20 protein-coding genes are annotated in these 22,139 nt (G+C 50.6%); 9 read left to right on the forward strand and 11 right to left on the reverse strand.

Going from position 1 to position 22,139, the window contains the following annotated elements; translation table 11 throughout:
* Positions 1 to 42: 42 nt before the first annotated feature.
* Positions 43 to 813: an aldolase gene (locus GN241_06510; GenBank protein XAT57047.1), complete on the forward strand. Its 771-nt coding sequence runs from the start codon at positions 43 to 45 to the stop codon at positions 811 to 813.
* 85 nt (positions 814 to 898) lie between these two features.
* On the opposite strand, the gene GN241_06515 is transcribed toward GN241_06510, so the two are convergent.
* A complete protein-coding gene (locus GN241_06515; protein ID XAT57048.1) occupies positions 899 to 1,189 on the reverse strand; it encodes a sterol carrier family protein in 291 nt (96 codons plus the stop codon).
* A gap of 58 nt (positions 1,190 to 1,247) precedes the next feature.
* Here GN241_06515 and GN241_06520 point away from each other — a divergent pair, with 58 nt between their 5' ends.
* The 5 genes from GN241_06520 (at position 1,248) to GN241_06540 (ending at position 6,206) form a co-directional block, all read left to right on the forward strand.
* A complete protein-coding gene (locus tag GN241_06520) occupies positions 1,248 to 1,808 on the forward strand; it encodes a hypothetical protein (GenBank protein ID XAT57049.1) in 561 nt (186 codons plus the stop codon).
* A 14-nt stretch (positions 1,809 to 1,822) separates the two neighbouring features.
* Entirely contained in the window at positions 1,823 to 4,732 is a 2,910-nt protein-coding gene (locus GN241_06525; GenBank protein ID XAT57050.1) for a disulfide oxidoreductase, read from the forward strand.
* Positions 4,733 to 4,734: 2 nt separating this feature from the next.
* Complete coding sequence (locus GN241_06530) at positions 4,735 to 5,106, forward strand: RNA-binding S4 domain-containing protein (GenBank protein ID XAT57051.1); 372 nt, start codon at positions 4,735 to 4,737, stop codon at positions 5,104 to 5,106.
* Positions 5,107 to 5,162: 56 nt separating this feature from the next.
* On the forward strand, positions 5,163 to 5,501 hold the full coding sequence (locus tag GN241_06535; GenBank protein ID XAT57052.1) for a DUF3470 domain-containing protein: 339 nt from the start codon (positions 5,163 to 5,165) through the stop codon (positions 5,499 to 5,501).
* Positions 5,502 to 5,696: 195 nt separating this feature from the next.
* Positions 5,697 to 6,206 carry a CarD family transcriptional regulator gene (locus tag GN241_06540; protein ID XAT57053.1) on the forward strand — a complete coding sequence of 170 codons (510 nt, stop codon included), beginning with the start codon at positions 5,697 to 5,699 and terminating at the stop codon, positions 6,204 to 6,206.
* 42 nt (positions 6,207 to 6,248) lie between these two features.
* On the opposite strand, the gene cobS is transcribed toward GN241_06540, so the two are convergent.
* Positions 6,249 to 7,013 (reverse strand): adenosylcobinamide-GDP ribazoletransferase, encoded by a 765-nt coding sequence (cobS, locus tag GN241_06545; GenBank protein XAT57054.1) that lies wholly within the window; start codon positions 7,011 to 7,013, stop codon positions 6,249 to 6,251.
* 99 nt (positions 7,014 to 7,112) lie between these two features.
* Here cobS and cobT point away from each other — a divergent pair, with 99 nt between their 5' ends.
* Complete coding sequence (gene cobT / locus GN241_06550; GenBank protein ID XAT57055.1) at positions 7,113 to 8,135, forward strand: nicotinate-nucleotide--dimethylbenzimidazole phosphoribosyltransferase; 1,023 nt, start codon at positions 7,113 to 7,115, stop codon at positions 8,133 to 8,135.
* A gap of 54 nt (positions 8,136 to 8,189) precedes the next feature.
* On the opposite strand, the gene GN241_06555 is transcribed toward cobT, so the two are convergent.
* The gene (locus GN241_06555; GenBank protein ID XAT57056.1) at positions 8,190 to 11,000 is read right to left on the reverse strand and encodes a hypothetical protein; all 2,811 of its coding nucleotides are present in this window, start codon (positions 10,998 to 11,000) and stop codon (positions 8,190 to 8,192) included.
* Positions 11,001 to 11,167: 167 nt separating this feature from the next.
* On the opposite strand from GN241_06555, the gene GN241_06560 reads away from it, so the two are divergent.
* Complete coding sequence (locus tag GN241_06560; GenBank protein ID XAT57057.1) at positions 11,168 to 11,884, forward strand: DUF541 domain-containing protein; 717 nt, start codon at positions 11,168 to 11,170, stop codon at positions 11,882 to 11,884.
* Between the two features lie 19 nt (positions 11,885 to 11,903).
* On the opposite strand, the gene GN241_06565 is transcribed toward GN241_06560, so the two are convergent.
* The 7 genes from GN241_06565 to ugpB all read right to left on the reverse strand — a co-directional run bounded on the left by GN241_06565 (position 11,904) and on the right by ugpB (position 19,891).
* Complete coding sequence (locus tag GN241_06565) at positions 11,904 to 13,199, reverse strand: aminotransferase class I/II-fold pyridoxal phosphate-dependent enzyme (GenBank protein XAT57058.1); 1,296 nt, start codon at positions 13,197 to 13,199, stop codon at positions 11,904 to 11,906.
* A gap of 205 nt (positions 13,200 to 13,404) precedes the next feature.
* Positions 13,405 to 14,373: a hypothetical protein gene (locus GN241_06570; GenBank protein XAT57059.1), complete on the reverse strand. Its 969-nt coding sequence runs from the start codon at positions 14,371 to 14,373 to the stop codon at positions 13,405 to 13,407.
* Between the two features lie 415 nt (positions 14,374 to 14,788).
* Positions 14,789 to 15,718: a glycerophosphodiester phosphodiesterase gene (locus tag GN241_06575; protein ID XAT57060.1), complete on the reverse strand. Its 930-nt coding sequence runs from the start codon at positions 15,716 to 15,718 to the stop codon at positions 14,789 to 14,791.
* Complete coding sequence (gene ugpC, locus GN241_06580; protein XAT57061.1) at positions 15,718 to 16,776, reverse strand: sn-glycerol-3-phosphate ABC transporter ATP-binding protein UgpC; 1,059 nt, start codon at positions 16,774 to 16,776, stop codon at positions 15,718 to 15,720. The genes GN241_06575 and ugpC overlap by 1 nt, the downstream gene beginning before the upstream one ends.
* Positions 16,777 to 16,778: 2 nt before the next feature.
* Positions 16,779 to 17,615 (reverse strand): sn-glycerol-3-phosphate ABC transporter permease UgpE, encoded by an 837-nt coding sequence (gene ugpE, locus GN241_06585; GenBank protein XAT59202.1) that lies wholly within the window; start codon positions 17,613 to 17,615, stop codon positions 16,779 to 16,781.
* A gap of 17 nt (positions 17,616 to 17,632) precedes the next feature.
* Positions 17,633 to 18,514 carry a sn-glycerol-3-phosphate ABC transporter permease UgpA gene (ugpA, locus tag GN241_06590; GenBank protein ID XAT57062.1) on the reverse strand — a complete coding sequence of 294 codons (882 nt, stop codon included), beginning with the start codon at positions 18,512 to 18,514 and terminating at the stop codon, positions 17,633 to 17,635.
* Between the two features lie 66 nt (positions 18,515 to 18,580).
* Positions 18,581 to 19,891, reverse strand: a complete 1,311-nt coding sequence (gene ugpB / locus GN241_06595; GenBank protein XAT57063.1) for a sn-glycerol-3-phosphate ABC transporter substrate-binding protein UgpB — start codon at positions 19,889 to 19,891, stop codon at positions 18,581 to 18,583.
* A 175-nt stretch (positions 19,892 to 20,066) separates the two neighbouring features.
* Here ugpB and GN241_06600 point away from each other — a divergent pair, with 175 nt between their 5' ends.
* A complete protein-coding gene (locus GN241_06600) occupies positions 20,067 to 20,984 on the forward strand; it encodes a LysR family transcriptional regulator (protein XAT57064.1) in 918 nt (305 codons plus the stop codon).
* Between the two features lie 103 nt (positions 20,985 to 21,087).
* On the opposite strand, the gene GN241_06605 is transcribed toward GN241_06600, so the two are convergent.
* The gene (locus GN241_06605; GenBank protein ID XAT57065.1) at positions 21,088 to 21,972 is read right to left on the reverse strand and encodes an HAD hydrolase-like protein; all 885 of its coding nucleotides are present in this window, start codon (positions 21,970 to 21,972) and stop codon (positions 21,088 to 21,090) included.
* Between the last annotated feature and the right edge of the window lie 167 nt (positions 21,973 to 22,139).

Below are 22,139 nucleotides of genomic sequence, written 5' to 3' on the forward strand. Positions count from 1 at the left end.
AGATCGCAGCGTACACTGCGCATCAAACACATGGGGTATATAATGTCACGCATATCGGATTTTCGGCGAAAAATGTTATCGGGGGCTCCTTTAGCGGGAACCTTCCTGAAAACACCACATTACATCATGATTGAGATTTTGGCGCAGTCTGGATTAGACTTTTTATGTTTGGATGCCGAACATGCGCCATTTGATCGGGCCGCCATGGATCAATCTATTGCCGTTGCAACAGCGCTTGATTTCCCAATTTTGATTCGGGTGGGTGACGGCAGCGAGCGCGAAATTTTGCAGGCTTTAGATTATGGCGCGGTTGGTATTGTTGTGCCCCATGTTGACAGCGTTGAAAAAGCGCAGTCGATTACCCGTATGGCGCGGTTCGGGCATCGCGGTCGGGGTTATGCCGGATCGACGCGCTGGGCCGGTTATGCCACGCAATCAATGCCCGAACTTTTGCGAAAGTCGCGTGATGAAACCGTTGTGATCGCTCAGGTGGAAGAGCCAGAGGCGGTTCTTGTTGCAAAGGATCTTGCCTCAATCGAGGGGATTGATGGTCTGTTTGTTGGGCCGGCTGATTTATCGGTTGGCTATGGTAAAACCGATCAAACCAGCGAAGAATTGCAAGCAGCATTGCGCAGCGTGGGCGAGGCGGCGCGCGCCTCGAATAAGGCGTATATGAGCTTTGTGGGTACTGTAGAGCAAGCTGCAGAATGGCACGAGAAATATGGCTTAACGGTGTTTTTTGTGGCTTCTGAGCATAATTGGCTGCGCGCTGGTGCTGCTGCGGTTGCCAAAGGCGTGCATAAGCTCACTTAAAAACGGTTAAAAAGATCGCTTAGATTAGGCCGCCCCGCGCACCATAGGGGGGCTGGCCGAATAGCGTTTGAACGTGTTGGTCCCCTTACCCAAGCGCGCTGCCCAGCTGCATGGCGACGCCCATGTCACCATCAATAGTCAAACGTCCACTCATGAAGGCAGATGCAGGATCTAAATCACCCGCTAAAATGTCTTGAAACGTCTCTGTATTTGCCCGAAGCGTTACCTCTGCCTCTTCATCGCCAGCGCGCACGCCCGCAGCGTCGATCATAATGCACCCTTCGCCGTCGATATCGAATTTAGCAGAACCACCAAAAGAGGCCTCGCCCATTTTGTTTGTCAGCGCTGCGACAGCCTGTTCCAAGATTTCACTCATCACGATTCCCTTTTCCATTTTTACTAGAATAAAGTGATCCATCCACTATCTTAACCCTATGGAGAGTTTTCGAACAACAATCAAATGCCTAGTCGCCTCAGGCTTCATTTCAGTTTGTGCAACGCTTTGCTCTGCGGATAGATCGGATCAAATCAAGCTTCTGTACAATGAGCTGGCCACGTCCGACGCAGAAAAATTTGCCGCGATAGAGCGAGAAATAAAGTTACTTTGGTCCTTGTCCGGCTCGCCTGGCGTTGATTTGCTATACAGGCGCGGCGAAAACAGTTTTCAAGCGCAGCGGTTCGATGTGGCGGCGCAACATTTTAGCGCCGTGATTGAAATGGCGCCAAAGTTTGCTTCAGGACGGCATGGGCGCGCCCGCGCCTATAAACAGCTTGGCTATTTCGGCCCCGCTATAGAAGATTTGCAAGCCGCCCTAAGGCTTGATGCCATGCATTATCCGTCTCTGGTGCTGTTGGGCGAAATTTTTGAATATTTTGAACGCCCTGATCTGGCATTTACCGCCTATTCAAAGGTTCTGACTATACATCCGTTTTTAGAAGACGTAAAAAGCGCCAGAGATCGCGTTGCATCGGCGACCGGCGAGAAGACGCTTTAATCCTAGAGGGTAAGATGCAGCAATCTGCGCGGGTGGTCGCCGTTCTAGGGCCCACAAATACCGGTAAAACCCATTATGCCATTGAACGCATGCTCGCCCATCGCACTGGAATTATTGGCTTGCCATTGCGACTATTGGCGCGTGAGGTCTACGATAAAATTGTTGCCCTGCGCGGCCCATCGGTTGTGGCATTAGTCACTGGCGAAGAGAGGATCGTACCTCCGCGTACCAAATATTGGATTTGTACCGTCGAAGCCATGCCGCAAGCGATGGGGTTAGATTTTGTGGCGATTGATGAAGTGCAGCTCTGCGCGGATCCCGAACGAGGTCACGTGTTTACGGATCGCATAATTCACATGCGCGGCTTGCATGAAACGCTGTTTTTGGGCGCCGGCACGATGCGAAAGGTGATTTCAGATTTGGTGCCAGAGGCGCAATTTATGCGGCGGGACCGTTTGAGCACGCTCAGTTACACGGGCTCTAAAAAAATTAGCAGAATGCCCGCCCGCAGCGCAATTGTGTGCTTTTCAGTTGATAATCTTTATGCCATCGCCGAATTGATCCGGCGTCAAAAAGGCGGTGCAGCGGTGGTGATGGGGGCGTTGAGTCCGCGCACAAGAAACGCGCAGGTGGAGCTGTATCAAAACGGGGATGTTGATTATCTGGTGGCCACGGATGCGATTGGCATGGGGTTAAACTTGGATATCGATCACGTGGCTTTTGCAGGTTTATCGAAGTTTGATGGTCGCCGGATGCGGGATTTGGCGCCAAATGAATTGGGGCAAATCGCCGGCCGCGCAGGGCGCGGGATGTCGGATGGCAGTTTTGGGGTGACGGGCGAGGCGCCCCCGCTTGACGAAGGGATGGCGGCTGCTATCGTTGAAAATCGCTTCACGCCGATTTCGAAACTGCAATGGCGCAATTCTGATTTGAATTTTTCTTCGATCGATGCGTTGATCCATAGCCTGTCTGTACCGTCTCAAGATGATCTCTTGGTAAAAGCTCGGGAGGCCGATGATTACCTTGCGCTGCAGGCTTTATGGCAAAGCGAAGATATTCGCCAACAAGTGCAGCATCCAGAGCATGTGCGCCTGCTTTGGGATATCTGTCGAATCCCTGATTTTCGCGGGATAAGCATGGCTGAGCATGTCAGCTTGCTCAGCAGTGTTTTCGAGCATTTACAGGGCAATATGCATTTGCCGAATGATTGGCTTGCGGGGCATCTTAAACGCATTGATCGCGTCGAGGGTGATATTGATACATTGTCAATGCGATTGGCTTTTGTGCGCACTTGGACATATGTCAGCCAAAGAAGTGGTTGGGTAGATGACGAAAATCATTGGCGTGTGACGACGCGCGCTGTAGAAGATAGATTATCAGACGCGTTGCACATGCGTTTGACGCAGCGGTTTGTGGATCGGAGAACCTCGGTGCTGTTGCGCAGGTTGAAACAGAAGGAGGCCCTGTTGGCCGAAGTGAATGAAAATAGTGAGGTGACCGTCGAAGGAGAATTCGTTGGTCGGCTTGAAGGCTTTCAGTTTCGTCAGGATAAAGACGCGACCGGGCAAGAAGCAAAGACCATCAAATCTGCGGCTTTACAAGCCTTGACGCCGCATTTTCACCTGCGCGCGGATCGATTTTACAATGCGCCGGACACGGAAATTGATTTTACTGAGCAGGGCGGCTTGATGTGGGGGACGCAGGCGATCGGTAAATTGGTGTCCGGAGATGATATTTTAAAACCACGGATCACGGTGTTCGTGGATGATGAGGCCGGCACCGATGTGACGCAAAAAGTACAGCGGCGGTTGCAGCATTTTATTGATCGCAAAATCGCTAGCCTGTTTGAGCCGCTGATAAATTTACAACGCGATGAAACCCTAACCGGTTTGGCGCGGGGCTTTGCCTATCGCATGGTTGAGGGATTTGGTATTCTACCGCGCGCGCAAGTTGCCGAAGATGTGAAATCCTTGGATCAAGATGCGCGTGGGGCATTGCGCAAACATGGGGTGCGTTTCGGTCAATTTACCGTATTTATGCCCTTGCTGCTGAAACCCGCCCCCACCCGCTTGCGGTTGGTCTTATGGTCGCTTTCCAAAGGGTTACAAACTTTTTCCGAAGCGCCGCCCCCCGGTTTGGTGACGGTTCCCGTCGATGCGCATGCGGAAAGCGGGTATGATACGATTTGTGGCTATCGCAACGCGGGCACCCGCGCTATTCGCATCGATATGCTCGAGCGTTTGGCGGATATGCTGCGGGGCGAAAACAGCCGGACGGGGTTTGAAGCAAAAGCAGATATGCTATCGATTACCGGAATGACTTTGGAGCAATTCGCCGATTTGATGAAAGGTCTTGGCTATCAGGCGGTGAAGGGGGAACGCGTAAAAACCAAGGCTGCCCAAGATCCAGTAGACGGTGCAAAGCCTGAGGTGGATCAACCAGAAATATCCACCGCTTTGTCAGAAAAGGAGGCGTTTGGAGCTGGGGGTGGGGCGCAAGAAGCAGCATTGGACGTCAACCCCGCGAAGGTGGCGCCGAGCGCTGCAGAAGCGCTTGCTTCAGGCTCAGAGCGGGTTCAGGCGCAGCCCCCTGAAGAGCAGCGCGCAGCTTCGACAGCGCAGGCAGATAGCCAATCAGCGCCCGCGCAACCACAAAGCGCTGAGACCGTCGCACCCGAGTTGGAAGTGTTCTACACATTCACCTGGGGGCATGTGGCCAAAAAACAAAGCCCCCCCAGACATCATAAACCGAAACACCGGGCGGGTGATGAAAAGCAGGCGCGCAAATCGAATGGTAATCAAAAACCATCGCGCGATAAAAAGGGCCCCCAAACCTTTGCAGCCAAGCCAGAAAAAACGCAGAAAATTGATCTAGATAACCCGTTTGCAGCTGCTTTGATGGGGTTGAAAACGCAGGATCGCTGAGTGTGTCAGAGGCGGATCGAATACGGTTGGACAAATGGCTGTTTTTTGCGCGGTTTTTTAAGACCCGCAGCCTCAGCAGCAAACAAATTGAAGCGGGCCATGTACGGGTGAACGCTACAAAAGTTTTGAAGCCAGCAACGAGTATTTCGATTGGACAAGTCCTTACTGTTGTGCACAGCCGAACTGTGCGCGTTGTTGAAGTTTTAGCCTTGGGGCATCGTCGTGGACCGGCTAGCGAGGCTCAGTTGCTCTATCGCGATTTAACGCCAAAGCAAGACTCCCAAGACCCAGCGCCGGGGCAGGATCAAAAAGGGCGTCCCACCAAACGAGAACGCCGCGCGCTTCGTAATTTTCGCAATGATTGGCTTGAATGATTCTTTCGACTGCTCTAGCTAAGGGCTTGGAAGACATGTGAAATGGACGACGACGAATGACCTATATTGTGAACGACAGTTGCATTGGCTGCAAATATACCGACTGCGTTGAAGTTTGCCCGGTGGATTGTTTTTACGAGGGGGAGAACATGTTGGTTATTCACCCTGATGAATGCATAGATTGCGGCGTTTGTGAGCCGGAATGCCCTGCAGATGCCATCCGTCCTGACACAGAGCCTGATATGGAAAAATGGGTCGAATTTAACCGCAAATACTCGATCCTCTGGCCGGTGATTATAACCAAAAAAGACCCGCTTCCTGACGCCGAAGAGCGCGACGGTGAAACCGGAAAGCTTGAAAAATACTTTTCTGAGGCTGCCGGCGAGGGCGGATAAACGGCAATAAAACCCCTCTCTGGCGCCGAGTTCGATTTTGTGCTAAGAGAGCGCGCAAACGCATAAACGAGCAGCGAAAAGTGGTGTGATGCCCCGCATCTAATCATCCAAGGTGGGTTTGTGTTAAAAAGAAGCCTTGTGTTTTAGGCTTGTTTATCAACTCGGCCAAAGAGAACCGCAAGAAAGGTGAACTGAATGTCCAAATCAAAACGAAATGATTTTCGTCCGAATGAATTTGTTGTTTATCCCGCGCATGGTGTGGGCCAAATCGTTTCGATTGAAGAGCAAGAGATCGCTGGAATAACGCTTGAATTATTCGTTGTGTCTTTTGAAAAAGACAAGATGACTCTGCGCGTTCCAACGCATAAGGCGATTGAGATTGGCATGCGCGCATTAAGCTCTCCTGATGTGGTCGGCCGTGCGATGACCACGCTCAAAGGCAAAGCAAAAGTGAAGCGCGCCATGTGGTCACGGCGTGCACAGGAATATGAACAAAAGATTAATTCTGGCGATTTGATTGCCATCGCGGAAGTTGTTCGGGATTTACATCGCAACGATGATCAGCGTGAGCAGAGCTATTCGGAACGTCAGCTTTACGAAGCGGCGCTGGAACGCCTAACGCGCGAAGTTGCGGCTGTTGAAGATGGCGATGAGGTTGCTGCGGCAAAAAAAGTCGATGATGTCTTGGTGTCTCGCGCCGCGTAAAGCAGAGACAGTCTGGTCAGGCGTCTCTCATTTGAGGTGCAGCTACGGTAACAGCGCGACGATTGCCAATAACACAAATATTTCTGAAACCTGTTCGGTTGCTCCCAAAATATCGCCGGTTTGCCCCGAGACTTTGCGCTGGGCAATCGTAGAACAGAGTAGGGCAGCGCAGCCTGCGCAGAGCAGAGCAGCCAAGCCGATCAGACCTGCAAAGGACAGCGCGATTACGGCAGCTATGCCGACCCCTATCAGGGCGTGTTTTGGCTGAGGCCTGCCAACGCTATGCGATAAACCGCTGCTTCGGGCATGCGGTAGATATACCATCAAAAGCGGCATGGCCGCGCGGGCAAGAACGGCGGTCACAATCAGCCCCGCAAAGGCAAATTCTGCTAGCATCAGCTCTTTTATAAGCTGCCAACGCAAGAGCACGGACACAACCAACGCTAGGGTTCCATAACTGCCAATTTGGCTGTCTTTCATAATTTCCAAGCGGCGCTGTTTTTCATTGGCGCCCCACAGGCCGTCAGCGCAATCTGCCAGACCATCCTCATGCAACGCGCCGGTGAAAATAAGACCACTGCCCAAGGCGATAAGCGCCGCTAGGCCAGATGGAATATTTAAAGCCACTGCGCATAGACCCACAGCCCAAACCAAAGCGCCCCAAACAATGCCGACAAGCCCATAAGCCCACACGGCCTTTGCCGCGCGCTGATAGGCGCCATCCTCTACGGAGATAGGTGTACGGCTGAGCAGGCTGAGCGCCAATTTCGCATCTCTAGAATAGGTGGTGATCTTATGCAGGGTCATGTCGGTAAATACTCGTTGGATGCCTCTTAAATGCTTGTACTTTAATGGCAATTGGGTAACTAGCTCAAAGAGTATATTGCGAACAAGGTAAAACTGATTATGGACACTTTTTCTTCTCTTTCACAATTCGTTGATCTGCTGCGTCAAGCGCCGTCATTTGATCTTGAAAGCCAAGCTGCAGCCAAGCAACGCAATATGCAATTGACCAAACCGGCTGGTGCTTTGGGGCGGATGGAAGAGCTTGCCATATGGTATGCCGCCTGGCGGGGGGATGCGCGTGCGTCTATTTCACAACCTGAAGTGCTGATTTTTGCGGGCAATCATGGGGTGACCGCGCAAGGCATATCCGCTTTTCCAGCTGAAGTTACCGAACAAATGGTGCTTAATTTTCAAGCTGGGGGCGCCGCGATTAATCAGCTTTCCGCCTGTTTTGGGGCGAAATTACAGGTATATGGCTTAGAGTTAGATCGCCCAACACGAGATTTCACGCAAGGACCTGCGATGCAAGAGGATGAGTTTCTTCTGGCGTTGCAAACAGGCTGGAACGCGGTGTCTAAAGATTGTGATCTGTTGGTCACAGGTGAGATGGGCATTGGAAATACAACCTCCGCAGCTGCGATTGCTCATGCACTTTATGGCGCACGTGCGGAAGATTGGGTGGGCAGGGGCACCGGTGTTGACGCGGCTGGTATCGCGAAAAAAGCCCGTGTTATTGCTGCGGGTTTGCAGATGAACCCAGAGGCCCAGCAGGACGGATTAAAAGCTTTACAATGTTTGGGTGGGCGCGAATTGGCAGCCATGGCGGGCGCGATTGCGCGCGCTCGCTGTCTGCGCATCCCGGTGATTTTGGATGGTTTTATTTGCTGCGCCGCGGCAGCCTGTTTACAGCAAATTAGCCCGTCCGTTTTGGATCATACTGTTGCGGGGCATGAAAGCGCCGAGCAAGCGCATAAACGCGTTTTGGCGCAGCTAGATAAAGAGCCGCTTTTATCTTTGGGGATGCGACTCGGCGAAGGTTCAGGCGCAGCGGTTGCGATTGGAATTCTTCAGGCAGCACTGGCCTGTCATTCTGGGATGTCGACGTTTGCGGAAGCAAGGGTAAGCGAAGAAAGCACCGCCTAGTGTAATTTTCGTATTTTTACGGGTGTTGCAACGCATACAGCCCAGCAACAGAGCTTACCCGCTTGGCATGGATAAAATGATATTGAGACCTGACTTGATATAGCGCAATTCTTCTTCGTCAATGGCGGCCACCTGTCCGCCATCCAAGCGGTCTCCCACTTTTACCATCCGCTTCGACCCATTTGGCATAAGAATCAGGGCTTTCCGGCTGTTTCCAAACCGATAGGTGCCGAGCAAATTCACTTTTCGGAGATTGAGCCCTTTTTCCAACGTTGCGCGTTCACTTACCCGCGCGCTGCTTGGTTCGTCTGCTACGGGGGAATCGACATTGGCTTCATCCCCTTCATCCAAGGCGCTGAACAAACGGCTTATCAAAGTATCAGATTGAGCAAGTTCTGTAAGCTCTGGCCGGATTTTAGGTCGGATAGAGGTGTTAAGCGCCTCTTCAAAGGCTTTTTCTTTTGCACGTAAGGCTGCTACAAGGGCTTGCGGGCGGATAAGAGGCCGGCTTTGGGCGAGCATATCTATCGCAGGCTCGGGTGCGCGTGGTGTTTGCGGATCGGCGCTGGCAACGGTTTCTTCGTCTGAGGAAACTGAAGGCGGTTTTAAGGCGAGTTCAGAGGTCAGGTTGGTTTCTGAGCCTTGGTTTTGGGCGTCTTCGGTAGACGCACTTTCAAAAATCGGGTCCCTTGCTTGGTTCCCAAAGCCAGTCACGCTGGGAGGGTCAAGCCGCGTTAACGCATCAATCGAGGGTACTGCATCCGGTTGTGATATTGCCGTTTTATTGCTGTCTTGCGTTATGATCGATGGAGTCAATTCGGCCAAAGGTTGCGGCGCCATTGAAGGCGGCCTCAGCGTCACATCTGGCAATACGCGCAGCGCATTCATACTGGGCGAGACAAGCGTTTCTGCAGAAGGTTGCTTCTGCATTTCGATAGCCGGATCCCCCGTTGCAAGCCCTAGAGGTTTCGCCTTTCTCAGCAGAGGGATTGCAAGATCTTTTGTACTATCGGTCAAAAATTCATCCGGGCTTTGCAAAATAACCGGATCATGCGCGCGAATATCTGCATCAATTGATGCGATATATAAATCTTCAAGCGTTTTCGCACTTGCTTGATATGGAGCTTTGGGGGCCATTGGCCAAACCCCTGTCGATACATAAACGCGCCGAAGCTCTTCGGGGGTCATTGGCCCATTGGGGATGAATTCAGGCGTATTAAGCTGGGAAGACCTAGCCGTTTGTGGAATCTCGATTTTAGCTTCCGGTGCAAGCTCTGTTCCATTGCGCGTATCAGTTGAACTGGGTGTTGCCAGGCTGTCTAAGCGCGACAGCGCCCGTTTCATTGGCAGTTTTTCTACAATAGAAAGGTCAAAACCGGCAGATGTTTGAAGCTCGGATAGGCCGAGCAATGGCGTTTCGCTGAACACCTCTGCCTTTGTCTGCGTATCGCTTGTGATAAAACCTTCCAGCCCGGTTAAACCCCGGCGCCGTTCTGTTTCTGGAGCTGGCGAGAGCTCTTGTATCGATCGCAAAACGTCGATTTGTCTATCTGCCTCTGCCTCTGCCTCTGCCTCTGCCTCTGCCTCTGCGTTTACCGTTTCCATTTTCAACGCAATATCAGTTTTCGGATTGGCGCCTCGCGTTACAATGAAATATGTTGCTGTAAACCCAGCCAGAAGCACAGAAGCGCTAAGCAGCACAACAGGAAGTCCCCAATCCCGCGCCTTCAGGACGTTTTTGCGTAGAATAGGGCGCAGTGTTTGTACCAGCGGTACAATGCCTTCAACAAGCAGCTTGTGCCTACAGGTTTTTATAAATTGCGCGGTGCCTGCGCCGACCAGTTGGCTTTGGCGAAGAACCGCTTGCAGTAGCGTTTTTAAAGCGGCCATGAGCGCGCTAATGCCTGCGCTTAGGCGTTGTTTGATTTGACGCAGAACGTTTCGGATCTTCTCGGCTGTAACTCTGTTTTTAAAGCCGCGTCTTTTCAAGATCGGGTCAGCAGGGGGGGATGCAGCGTTTCCGGGAACCCGAGCCGCGCTTACATCGAAAACTGCAGGCTTATCAGCCTGCTCTTGCCCTTCTAACTTTCCTTCAATTTGAGAGAGAATGCGGGGGAAGGCAGTGCCAAGATCATTCAGGCTGACGGGGATATTTTCAGCTTCTTCGTTGATTTGTTTGGTCAGTTGGGTTGGAAGACGAGGCTGTTTTGGATAGGGGCTAGCCGGCTTTTGTTGCGCCTCTAGTTGCGCCTCTATATGTCCTTTGTTGCGCGCAATGGGTGGCTCTGGTGGGAGTGGTTTGGGGGCGATTTTCAAAAGCGCTTCTGGGCTGGGCGATGGGGAAATATCAATTTCCTGATCATACCATTCCATTTGCTGTTGGCCGCCGAGCGCGGTGCCAAAAAATACTTCACCGATAAAACTGTCTTTGGGCGGTATCGCAACATTTCCCAAAGGTTTAAAGCTATGGGCCTCGGCAAAATTTTCTGCCTCTTGCAGCGTTTCAATCGCGACAGCCGCCACGTAAAGATCATTTTTTGAGGCGATCCAATCAAAGCGCAATTCGGAGACATGATAGGGGGTTGCCCCTTGTAGATGGTCTAATATGACCGTCTCTATATCGTTTGATTGCGCGCCGTCAGGCCGAAGCAATTTAATGAACTTAATTTGTTCGTTCGGTATCACAAGTTTTACGCTATCGGCTCGTGCATCAAGGCTCAACGCCTTGCGCCGGATATCAGCAACGTCATTTTCGAAAGTTGCAGCGTCCAATTTTGCCGTGCCAATAATATCCCAGCCCGGTTTTGTTCGATGCAGCAAAGTGATGCCATCGAAGGAAAGGGAAAGGGCAAAGTCTGGTTTCATTTGCTCGAGTTTATCTTTTACAGCAAGGCTCGGTTGGACCGCGACTACGTCCTTCTAGACTAGGATGGCGTGCGGGAAAAGCAAAACTATCGCGGCAGGCATAAAATTGCGCTATAGTTGCGTCTGTCACGTGGCGTAAATCCCTTGCTGGAAATGAAGGAGCGCTTATGTATTTTAAACATTTTATCTGCAGAAATATCATTTACCTCGCGGTCTGTTTGATTTTTTCATCGCAGCTGGCATTCGCAACCCAGCCTGTCAGAATGCTGACGGTCACCGGCGTGGCAGTGGTCAAGGTTAAACCTGACCAGGCAAAGTTGACCTGGACAATTGAAGCCCGCGCTGATGCACCGGCCTCAGCAATGAGCGCGCTCAGTTCAAAAACAGCCTCAATCCTCGCCGCCCTTGAAGCTTTTGGCTTGCCCAAAGAGGATCTGGCAAGCTCGGTTTTATCACTGTCACCAAATTTTCAATATATTGATCGGCAACCACCTAAATTGCTGGATTATAGCGCCACTACGCGGCTGGAGGTCACAATCAACCATCTTCCTGCCTTTCCAGAAATTGTTCAAATCGGCCTCGACTTTGGGGTAACGGCATTGGGAAATCTGGTTTTTCTAACCAAGGATGAGGCTCGTTGGCAAAGCCAAGCTCGACAAAACGCCATGAAAGACGCGCTGGTAAAAGCGCAGGATTACGCAGAGGCTGCAGATGTGAAATTGGGCCAATTGATCAGCCTGACCGATAGTGTCGCCGAGCGCAGTGGACCCCCCGGTTTTTTGAGCGCGCAGCGCGGCTTGTCAGAGGCGGGAATTGTGCCAAAAGACGTTGTGTTCAGGCAGTCGGTGATTGCTCAGTATGAAATAGTGGCCAAGCCGGAATAGCCAGCTTGACCAAAAGTGTTTAAACGAATTTTGCAATCTCAAGCGCTTGCTTCAGATCCGCGATCAAATCGTCACTATCTTCGATTCCAATTGAGAGGCGAACTACATTTGGCCCAGCGCCTGCTGCAATTTGCTGTTCGGGGCTTAGCTGTCGGTGCGTGGTAGAGGCGGAATGTATCACCAATGATCTACTGTCGCCTAAATTGGCCACGTGGCTGAAAATTTCAAGACTATCCACGAATTTTAGGCAGGCTTTATAGCCGCCCTTCAAAGATACTGTAAACAAGCTGCCCGCGCCCTTGGGGCAAATTTTTGCGACGCGGTGGTTGTAGGGCGAACTGGGAAGCCCAGCATAGGTCACCGCTTCAACGGCGTCATGGGTTTCAAGCCAAGCCGCAATTTTTTGGGCGTTTTCAACATGTCGCTGCATGCGCAGTGATAATGTTTCAATGCCCATTAACGTATAATGTGCTGATTGCGGGTTAAGCGTCATCCCAAGGTCGCGCAGCCCGATTGCAATGCCGTGAAACGTAAAGGCCAATGGCCCAAATGTTTCATGAAATTTGAGCCCGTGATATGCAGGTTCTGGCGCGCTGAGCGAAGGAAATTTATCCGAAGCAGACCAATCAAATTTCCCACTATCCACCACACATCCACCCGTGACCGTACCATTGCCGGTCAAGAATTTGGTGGTGGAATTCACCACAAGCGTTGCGCCATGTTCGATTGGGCGGCAGAGATATGCCGAAGCGCTGGTGTTATCGACGATCAAGGGTAGGCCCGCTTCATCGGACAGCGCGCTGATCGCCGGCAGGTCGGTGATATAACCGCCGGGGTTTGCAATTGACTCACAAAACACCGCACGCGTGTCATCATCAATTGCAGCTTTCACCGCGTCAAGATCATCAAAATCTACAAATTTTGCGCTCCAGCCAAAGCGTTTAATTGTTTGGCTGAACTGCGTGATTGAGCCGCCGTAAAGCCGCGTTGAAACAACGATATTGCGCCCAGGCTGCATCAGTGGAAACAGCGCCATAATTTGTGCGGCATGTCCGGATGAACAACAAACCGCGCCCACGCCGCCCTCTAGGGTTGCAATGCGTTCTTGCAATACGGCCACGGTTGGATTGGTCAATCGCGAGTAAATATAGCCAACTTCTTGCAGGTTAAACAAAGCGGCTGCGTGATCGGCATCTCGAAACACAAACGCTGTCGACTGATAGATTGGTGTTTGCCGAGAGCCAGTGGCTGGATCAGGCCGGGCGCCCGCGTGTATTTGTAATGTATCAAACCCGTAGGTTGTTTCGTTTGTCATCGATCTAACTCCTAAATCTGTCTCCGCTGTGATAAGAAAGTCAGGCTGTTTAAACAATGCTATTATTCTACCTAAAGCGCTTGCTCGCCTAAATTAGGAACATAATATCCTATTTTTTCGCCATTATTGGGAAAGTATTTCCTTTTTGGGAGCTTTGTCCAACTTTGAACTTGCAAGGCTTTCCGGCGAAAACCGATTTTTCTGTTCAGCGGATCCAATACCCCAAAGCTTTTAATTTATTACGCAGCGCAACCTCACAGATTGGTTGATGGCTGCGATCAATCATTCCGCGCAAACGGCGCCCTTGTTTTTGATAAATCATCCGCTGAAAAGCCGGGTGCTGCGACAGACGCGCGCGGATGTTGCTCTGGTCTGCAAGTTGTTCCAATTTAGCGATGACCCGATCATCCTCTCGAGCGTAAAGAAGGGGTATTCTGCGATAATGACAGCTGGTTTTTGCGTCCAGCCATCCCCGAGCAAGCGTGTGTTTGCCCCCCCCAAAGCTGTGAATAACCATTGGCAAAACCACTTGGTCCAGCCAAGGGTCTAAAGATTGTCGGGTGATCCGAGGGCGCGTGCTGGTTTTGATCCTTTGGGCAAACTCTAGGAAGCGCGCGCCGAATTTAGTTGGGTTTTCGTGAAAGAAAAAGCTGGCATTAAAATATAAGTACCGTCGCCAATCCTGAGCTGAAAATTGTTTATCAAGCGAGGAAGGATAGTCTACGCCACAGATGTCATAACAATCTTTCCAGATATCCGAATAGTGATGCCCTGGCCCCAAAGGTTGTGGCCAAGTTGCTGTGCGGCGCAGCGAGGCAGTTGGGCGCGAAAAATCAAAGGGCACATCGCAGAGCTCATCCAAGATCAGCGTATCGCTGTCAAAAAACAAAAAGGGTTTGTCGTCGGGAATGGCTGTTAAACATTCTATTTTGTTTCCGTAGGGGTAGCTTTCGCCGAAAACCTTATTGTCAAAGGCAATGAATTCTGCACCAAGCTCTGCAATCAAATTTTGCCTGTGCTGAGAGCGGATCATTGGGTTATTCGTCCAGGCTTGGTTAAAGCGCGGTTCAGCAATAAACACCTGCCCTGCGAATTTTGGGCTATTGGCCCGCAGCGAGGCTAAAAAAAGGATTACTTCAAATTCCAGCCGCCCGTTTTGTCCGACCAGCACCAGATTGAATTTTGGTACGGCTCTATCGGGTTGCCTTTTAAAAGCAGGCCATAATTTGGCTTTTCTGTTTTGGGAAATAGGTGGAATCAGGGCACGTCTTTCATGGTGCAGGTAATGGCTGAGATGACTGCGTAAAGAAGATTTTTGACAATTTTATGGCACTGTATCTGAGACTGGGTAGTCAGATTGATCTTCTGCTTAGCTAACGTGGATGAGATTGGTCCCTTTCAATGGATTAATCTTCATTTTGCTTTCAGTTTTCCCGTTGGGTAGGGCCTATAAATTATGCCTTGCGACGCCTCTTGTAGCTGGTGAGGCCCCCCCCCTTTAGTGTCTGAAGAATAGGAGAGGGTAAAGGTGGCCATAACTTGATGTCTATTGAGTATCTCGCGAAACATAAATTTTTAAGCCAAAGGCTTCACCAGGTGATGCCTCGATCTGAAAGCCGGCGTTGAACCCGGCCCGGATAATCTGTGACAATCGCGTCGACATGTAGATCGATCATCTGATCGATCTCGGTTGGCTCATTGGCGGTCCAAGCTGCAACGCACAGACCCAACTTTTTGGCACGCGCTAGCGTTTTGGGGGTTATATCAGCAATATAGGGGCACCAAAGCGCGCCGCCTGCGGCCTCTACCATTTTTGGGATATTATCCTCACATCCAGAAAAATCGGGATTCATTGAATGGGCTGAATCTTCGCCCTGATGCGATGTATTTTCGGACAATTGGGTGAGAAATGATATTGGAATATCGGGCGCTTGGCGTGCACATTCGGCAAGCAGATTCCAATCGAAGCTATGCAAAAGCGTGCGCTGGGAAACCCCTGCAGCGCGGACCAGTCCGATTATGATTTCGATCAACTCCTTGCGATAACGGGTATCCTGCGCAAAATCAGGGTCTGATTTGATTTCAAGCATGAATTTGGCGTTGGCAAATGGCGGTTGGGCTGCGGCCTTTAGAAGCTGGTAAAGGCTGGGAATACGGATATCGTTCAGCTGGGCTCTTTCAGGGAAGCGCTGCCCATAGGCGCTCGTGCCATCAATCCACCCGATATCAAATTTTTGGATTTCTGCCCAGCTTAGATCGGCGACTTTTGGTTCTTCATTTAAAAAACCTTTATCCGGGCCGCGGCAAATCGCGCCGTGAAGATGATGGTTATGCGTGATGACCGGTACCATATCCGAGGTCATCAACACATCAAATTCCAATAGTTGCGTGCCCGTTTGCATCAGAAATTCGAATCCAATCATGGAATTTTCTGGTAAAATACCGCGCGCGCCGCGATGCCCGACCACGCGAATAAGGTTTGGCCCTCCGCGAAAGGCTTCAACTGCGGGATACTGCATCAAACTGGTAACCTGCGCCCTGTCTCTGGATCGAACAGATGGATATTGGCTGGCTCAACGGCAAAGCCGATGTGAAAGGATTTGGTTTCCAAAAGATGCACGCCGGGTAAACTGGCAGTGATTGCTATATTGTCGAACCTCGTTAATTTTCCATGCAGCAGCGTGTTCGCACCCAGCGGTTCTGACATTTGTATCGAAGCGTTCAAAGCCGCATCGGATGTTTTTACCAAATGCTCAGGACGGATCCCAAGCTTGACAGGGCCATCGCGGCTCTGAGCGGGCCCAATAGGCAGATCTTTTATTTTCACCTGGCCGCCTTCGACATGGGCATCGAAGATATTCATTGCCGGGCTACCGATAAATTGAGCTGCAAAGAGGGTTTGTGGCTTTTCATATACGTCTAGAGGCGTGCCGATCTGTTCTGCGATGCCTCCATTCATCACGATCATACGGTCGGCCATGGTCATGGCTTCAACTTGATCATGGGTCACATAAAGCGTGGTGATCCCCAATTTTTCCTGCAATTCGCGAATTTCGAGCCGCATTTGAACGCGCAATTTGGCATCCAGATTTGACAGGGGTTCATCGAATAAAAATACCGATGGTTCGCGCACGATGGCCCGCCCCATGGCCACGCGTTGACGTTGACCGCCAGATAATTGGCGGGGTTTGCGCTCTAATAAGGGCTCTATTTGCAACAGCTTTGCCGCATCTTGAACCTTGGCGTCAATTTCGCTTTTGGGCAATTTTGCAATTTTTAAACCATAGCCCATATTTTGGCGCACGGACATATGCGGGTACAGCGCGTAATTTTGGAACACCATGGCAATGTCGCGATCCATCGGCTCTTTGTCATTCGCGCGTTCATCGCCAATAAAAATATCGCCCGATGTTATGGTCTCAAGCCCGGCAACCATGCGTAGAAGCGTTGATTTTCCACAGCCTGATGGGCCGACAATCACGATAAATTCGCCATCCTTAATTTCAGCATTTATCCCATAGATAACATCTGTGGCCCCAAAACTTTTCTTGATATTTTTTAACGTAACATTTGCCATTTTTATTTCTCACTATCGACAAGGCCGCGCACGAATAGCTTTTGCATCGAGACGACAACGATAACAGGGGGGATCATCGCCAGAATTGATGTTGCCATGATCACGGGCCATTCGGCCACATCATCGCCGCTGGGGAACATTTGCTTTATACCCATCACGATCGTGTTCATCTCAGGGTCGGTTGTAATCAAAAGGGGCCAAAGATATTGGTTCCAACCATAGATGAACAAGATCACGAAGAGCGCCGCGATATTTGTGCGGCTCATAGGCAGAACGATATCAATAAAAAACCGCATCGGTTGCGCGCCGTCAACGCGGGCAGCCTCAGCCAGCTCATCCGGAATGGTAAGAAAAAATTGCCGAAATAGAAAAGTTGCGGTGGCCGATGCGATAAGCGGGAAGATAAGTCCAGAATAGCTGTTCAGCATACCAAAGCCGGCCACCACTTCAAAAGTGGGTAAAATGCGCACTTCGACGGGAAGCATCAAGGTTAAGAAAATCATCCAAAAGAAAATGGTGCGGCCCGGAAAGCGAAAATAAACAATAGCAAAAGCACTGAGCAGAGAGATGATAATTTTGCCAACGGCAATTCCGATCGCCATAATCAAACTGTTCATCAACATGGTGGCCACGGGCACGTTTACCCCCGACACCAAGGCAGTTTTATAATTGTCCCAAAAGTGGCTTCCTGGCAGGAGAGGCATGGGCGGCGAGACGATCTCCGGTTGCGTCACGGTTGATGCAACAAAGGCCAGCCAGATCGGAAAGAAAATAATCAAAACGCCGGTAATCATGAAACCATGCGTCAGCCAAAGGCCCATGCCGCGTTTTTCAACCATGCCAGAGCGCTGTTCCATCAGTAATGCACTCTTTTTTCAATATATTTGAATTGGATAACCGTGAGCAGCCCTACCACGAAGAGAAGGATCACCGATTGGGCCGCGGATGAACCTAGATCTTGGCCGACAAACCCATCGGAAAATACTTTATATACAAGAATGGTGGTGGATTGCTGCGGGCCGCCTGCCGTAATCGTATGAATGACGCCAAAGGTTTCAAAAAACGCGTAAACTATGTTTACCACCAACAAGAAAAATGCTGTAGGCGATAAAAGTGGTAATATAACTGTGAAAAACCTCCGCCAAAACCGTGCGCCGTCAATCGCTGCGGCTTCAACAACTGAGCGTGGTACGGATTGCAGCGCGGCGAAGAAGAACAGGAAGTTATAACTGATACGCCCCCATGCCGAAGCCACTACGACCAGGCCCATCGCTTCGCCGCCATTGAGCACATGGTTCCAATCATAGCCCAAATGCCCCAGATACCATGAGACAACGCCAACGCGCGTGTTAAACATGAACAACCATAAAACCCCCGCAACGGCCGGTGCAACCGCATAAGGCCAGATGAGCAGGGTACGGTACACGCCTGAGCCCTTTATCAAACGATCGGCCAGCACGGCTAAAAACAGCGCTGGGATCATCGAGCAGAGCGTGACCAACAAAGAGAATACTGCTGTGGTGATAAAAGACGCGCGATAATATTTATCGCTGATGAGGAATTCGAAATTTCCAAGCCCAACAAAGGTGGCAGAGAGGCCAAACGGATCGGGGATAAACAGCGATTGCCAAATCGCCTGTCCGGCTGGGTAAAAGAAAAATATCGCCGAGATCATCACCTGCGGTGCAATCAACACCAGCGGCAGCAGCCAACCGTTAAAGGTGACGCGCTTTTCCATGGGACGCCTCGTTTTAAAAAAAATGCTGCGGGCCCCTATGCCGGAGCCCGCGATTTCACAATCCGCTTAACGGTTTGCTTGTTCAAAGCGGCGCAGCAGAGCGTCGCCACGCTCTTTGGCGCTGTCCATCGCCTCTTGCGCTGATTTGTCACCAGACCAGATGGCTTCCAGCTCTTCATCGATGATGCCGCGGATTTGATCAAAGCTGCCCAACCGCAAACCTTTCGAGTTTGCAGTAGGTTGCTTCGCGGTCATTTGGATCACAGCGATATCAGTGCCCGGGTTTTTATCGTAAAATCCAGAGGCGCGGGTTGCATCGCCCGCTGCTGATGTGATCGGCAAATAGCCAGTGTTTTGATGCCATGCGGCTTGCACATCTGATGTAGACAAGAAGCTCAAGAATGCCCCAACGCCTTTATATTCATCTGCGCTATGGCCTTCCATCACCCAAAGTGATGCACCGCCAATGATAGTGTTTTGAGGCTCATCGGCGACGGCTTTCCAATAGGGGAGCGGGCGGACTTCAAAATCAAATTTTGCTTCTGAGCTGATGCCCGCATAGCCTGCCGAGCTTTCGGTAAACAGCGCACATTCACCGGAACGGAAATTTGCACCGCCTTCGTTGCGGCGGCCCGTATAGATAAATTTTCCATTTTTCGCCCATTGGCCCATCGCTGAAAGATGTGCCACTTGCGCCGGTCCGTTCAGGCTGAGCTCGGTATCAAGGCCGGCAAAACCATTGTCTTGTGTGGCAAATGGTACGTTATGATAGGCAGAGAAATTCTCAAGATGGATCCAGCTTTGCCAAGCAGTTACCAAGGGGCAATCTTCACCTCCGGCTTTAAGCTGGTCTAAAACATCTCCCACTTGCTCCCAAGTTGACATATCGCTGTCGGGGTCAACACCCGCTGCAGACATCGCATCGCGGTTTACCCATAAAACTGGTGTGGATGAGTTGAACGGCAAAGATAGCATATCGCCTTCGGTGGTTGTGTAATAGCCTTTGACAGCTCCAATATAAGCATCGGGATCGAAAGAGGCACCACTTTCAGCCATCACTTGGTACACCGGCTTAACAGCGCCTTTGGCGGCCATCATCGTGGCTGTGCCAACTTCATAAACCATCAGAATATTCGGCTGTTCTTTTGCGCGGAACGCAGCAATACCAGCGTTTAACGTTTCGGAGTAGTTTCCTTTGTGGGTTTGCACGACCTCATAGTCGCTTTGGCCGGCGTTGAAATCCTCAACTTGCGCGGCGACCAATTCGCCCAAACGCCCGGTAAACGCGTGCCAGAAATGCACCTCGGTTTTGGCCATAGCTGCAATTGGTGACAGCACAGCGGTTGCGGCGACAGCGCCGATCAAATGTTTTTTCATATTATTCTCCCGTACATCGTTTTCGATGCTTGTTACGCCACGTGCCGAGTTGCCCGCGGTCTCCGTTACTAAACATGAGCTTATCAGCGAAAGAATATAATTCAAGATGCCAAATATACAAAAACGTATAACATTATATTATAAATATCTCGAATCGGGAAGGGAAGGGGATGCGATGACACAGCGAAAAGCGCCGCGCATACGCCAGTTAGAGGCGTTGATGGCCGTTATTACAAATGGGTCGGTCACCGCTGCAGCGGCTGATCTTGGAATCAGTCAACCTGCGGCCAGCCGTCTGATCGCTGATCTGGCAAAAGAGTTTGATTTTCCCTTATTTGACAAGCGTGATGGTCAGTTGGTGCCCTCGCAAGAGGTGCGGCTTTTGGTGCCCGATATCAAGCGGGTCTTAGAGCTGATGCGGCAGATTTCAGATCTGAGTCAAGATATAACAAATCGAAAAGCCGGTCATATCCGCATCGCATGCTTGCCAGGGTTTGCCACGAGTCATCTGCCACAAGTGGTTGCCGAGTTTTTAAAGAGCCATCCGGGGGTGAGCCTCACCATCGAGCCTGATCGCCCGGAGCGTATACTAGAATGGATGATAGGGGAGCAATACGATTTTGGAATCACGGACGGATTTATCGGACATCCGGCAGTCGACCGCCATTATCTTGAGATCCGTACGGTTTGTGTGTTTCCTAAAGGCCATGCTTTAGAAGCCAAAACGCAGATTGGGCCCGCTGATCTTGAAAATGAAAATATCATCCACACGAGACGAGACAGCGATTTCTTCTTGAAATTATCGCGCTGCTTTCAAGCTGCCCAAATCCCACTTAATTCGCATATAGAGGTCCGTCAATTCACCGCCGCCTGCGAGCTGGTCTGCGCTGGCGTTGGGGTATCGATCGTCAGTGAATTGGATGCGGTTAAGTATCAAAAGCTTGGCCTTGGATTTCGCTCCTTTACGCCCAGTCTGCCGCATGGGTTGTCTTTGGTGCGGCCAATTTTGAAAAAACCCTCCTTGGTCACGTTGGAATTTATGGAGCATTTTAGAGATAGCCTCATTCCCTTTAGCATTAATCAGGCCAATTGAGCGGTATCAGCGCCAGGTTAAACCTGAACGCATCTCCATTTTTCGTATATTTGAAATTTTAAGCCAAGATCTTCGCCGTCGGCATGCCGGCAATCGTGGAGTGTTAAATTCGCTTAACGCGCCAATTGGCAAAAATGCCAGATTCTTTGCAGAAAATATCGGTCTCATGTCCGGAAAACATCCCGTCCTGCGTCACTAGCACGCTGCGCCAACCTCTGGCCGTGGCGCCCAAAATATCTGTGTGCAGCGTATCGCCGCACATGATAATTTCACTTGGGTTAAGCTGTGGAAGGCTGTTCTCCACCAATGCGTAAACTTCCGGAAAGGGCTTTCCAAAAAATCGTATATCGGTGATGCCGCGATCTAACAGAAGATGCCCATAAAACCCTGGCTCCAGCGAGAAACCAGTTTCCCGCGGGGCCACCAAATCCGCATTTGCGATGAGCACAGGGCGGGCATTTGTGATCAGCGAGGTTTCGAGCAGCTGTTGTTTTTGTGCCGACCAATTGGCAGAGGATAGAAATAAAAACCCATCCACTGCCTCATAGTCGCCAGCGTTCTGCCCAAGTCGGGTGTGATGAAAATTGACATCGCTCAGTTCGTCATCGGGATCGGCAATTATGCCCCAGTGGTTTTGCGTCAACGCAGAGAGCGTGGCATCGCGGCTGGTGATGATTTCTGTGTCGTCTATTGTTACGCCCAGTCGATCAAACTTTTCCAATGCACGGGTGCGATCATAACTTGCTGCATTGGTGAGAATGCGTATTTCACAGCCCTGCTGGCGCAATTGGGTTAAGCGTTGATCGGCCCCTTCGATAAGGCAATCACCAACATTCAAAACACCAAAAGCATCAAAGACAAAGGCGCCGGCTTTCCCCGAGATTTCGGTGAGGTTTTCAATATCCGACATGGTTTTGTTTTGCGGGGCGGTTGGCAGTTTGTGTCGGATTTCTTGGTAACGTTGAAAGGCTGTGGCGGTTGATAGCATTTAAAAGTCACTTTTTGATCAATTCAAGCCGGAACACCCAGCAGACTCGCACCAGCTTACCTGAAACTGATCAGAAAAAAAGAAAAAACGCCAAATTTTTGTAGTTTTGTAGCTTAAAAATTTTTAAAAAACTAATATTTTTGTTGTTTTGTTGTTTATTGTGAGTC

It is taken from the genome of Rhodobacteraceae bacterium IMCC1335, assembly GCA_039640495.1.
Taxonomy (GTDB): Bacteria; Pseudomonadota; Alphaproteobacteria; order Rhodobacterales; family Rhodobacteraceae; genus Thalassovivens.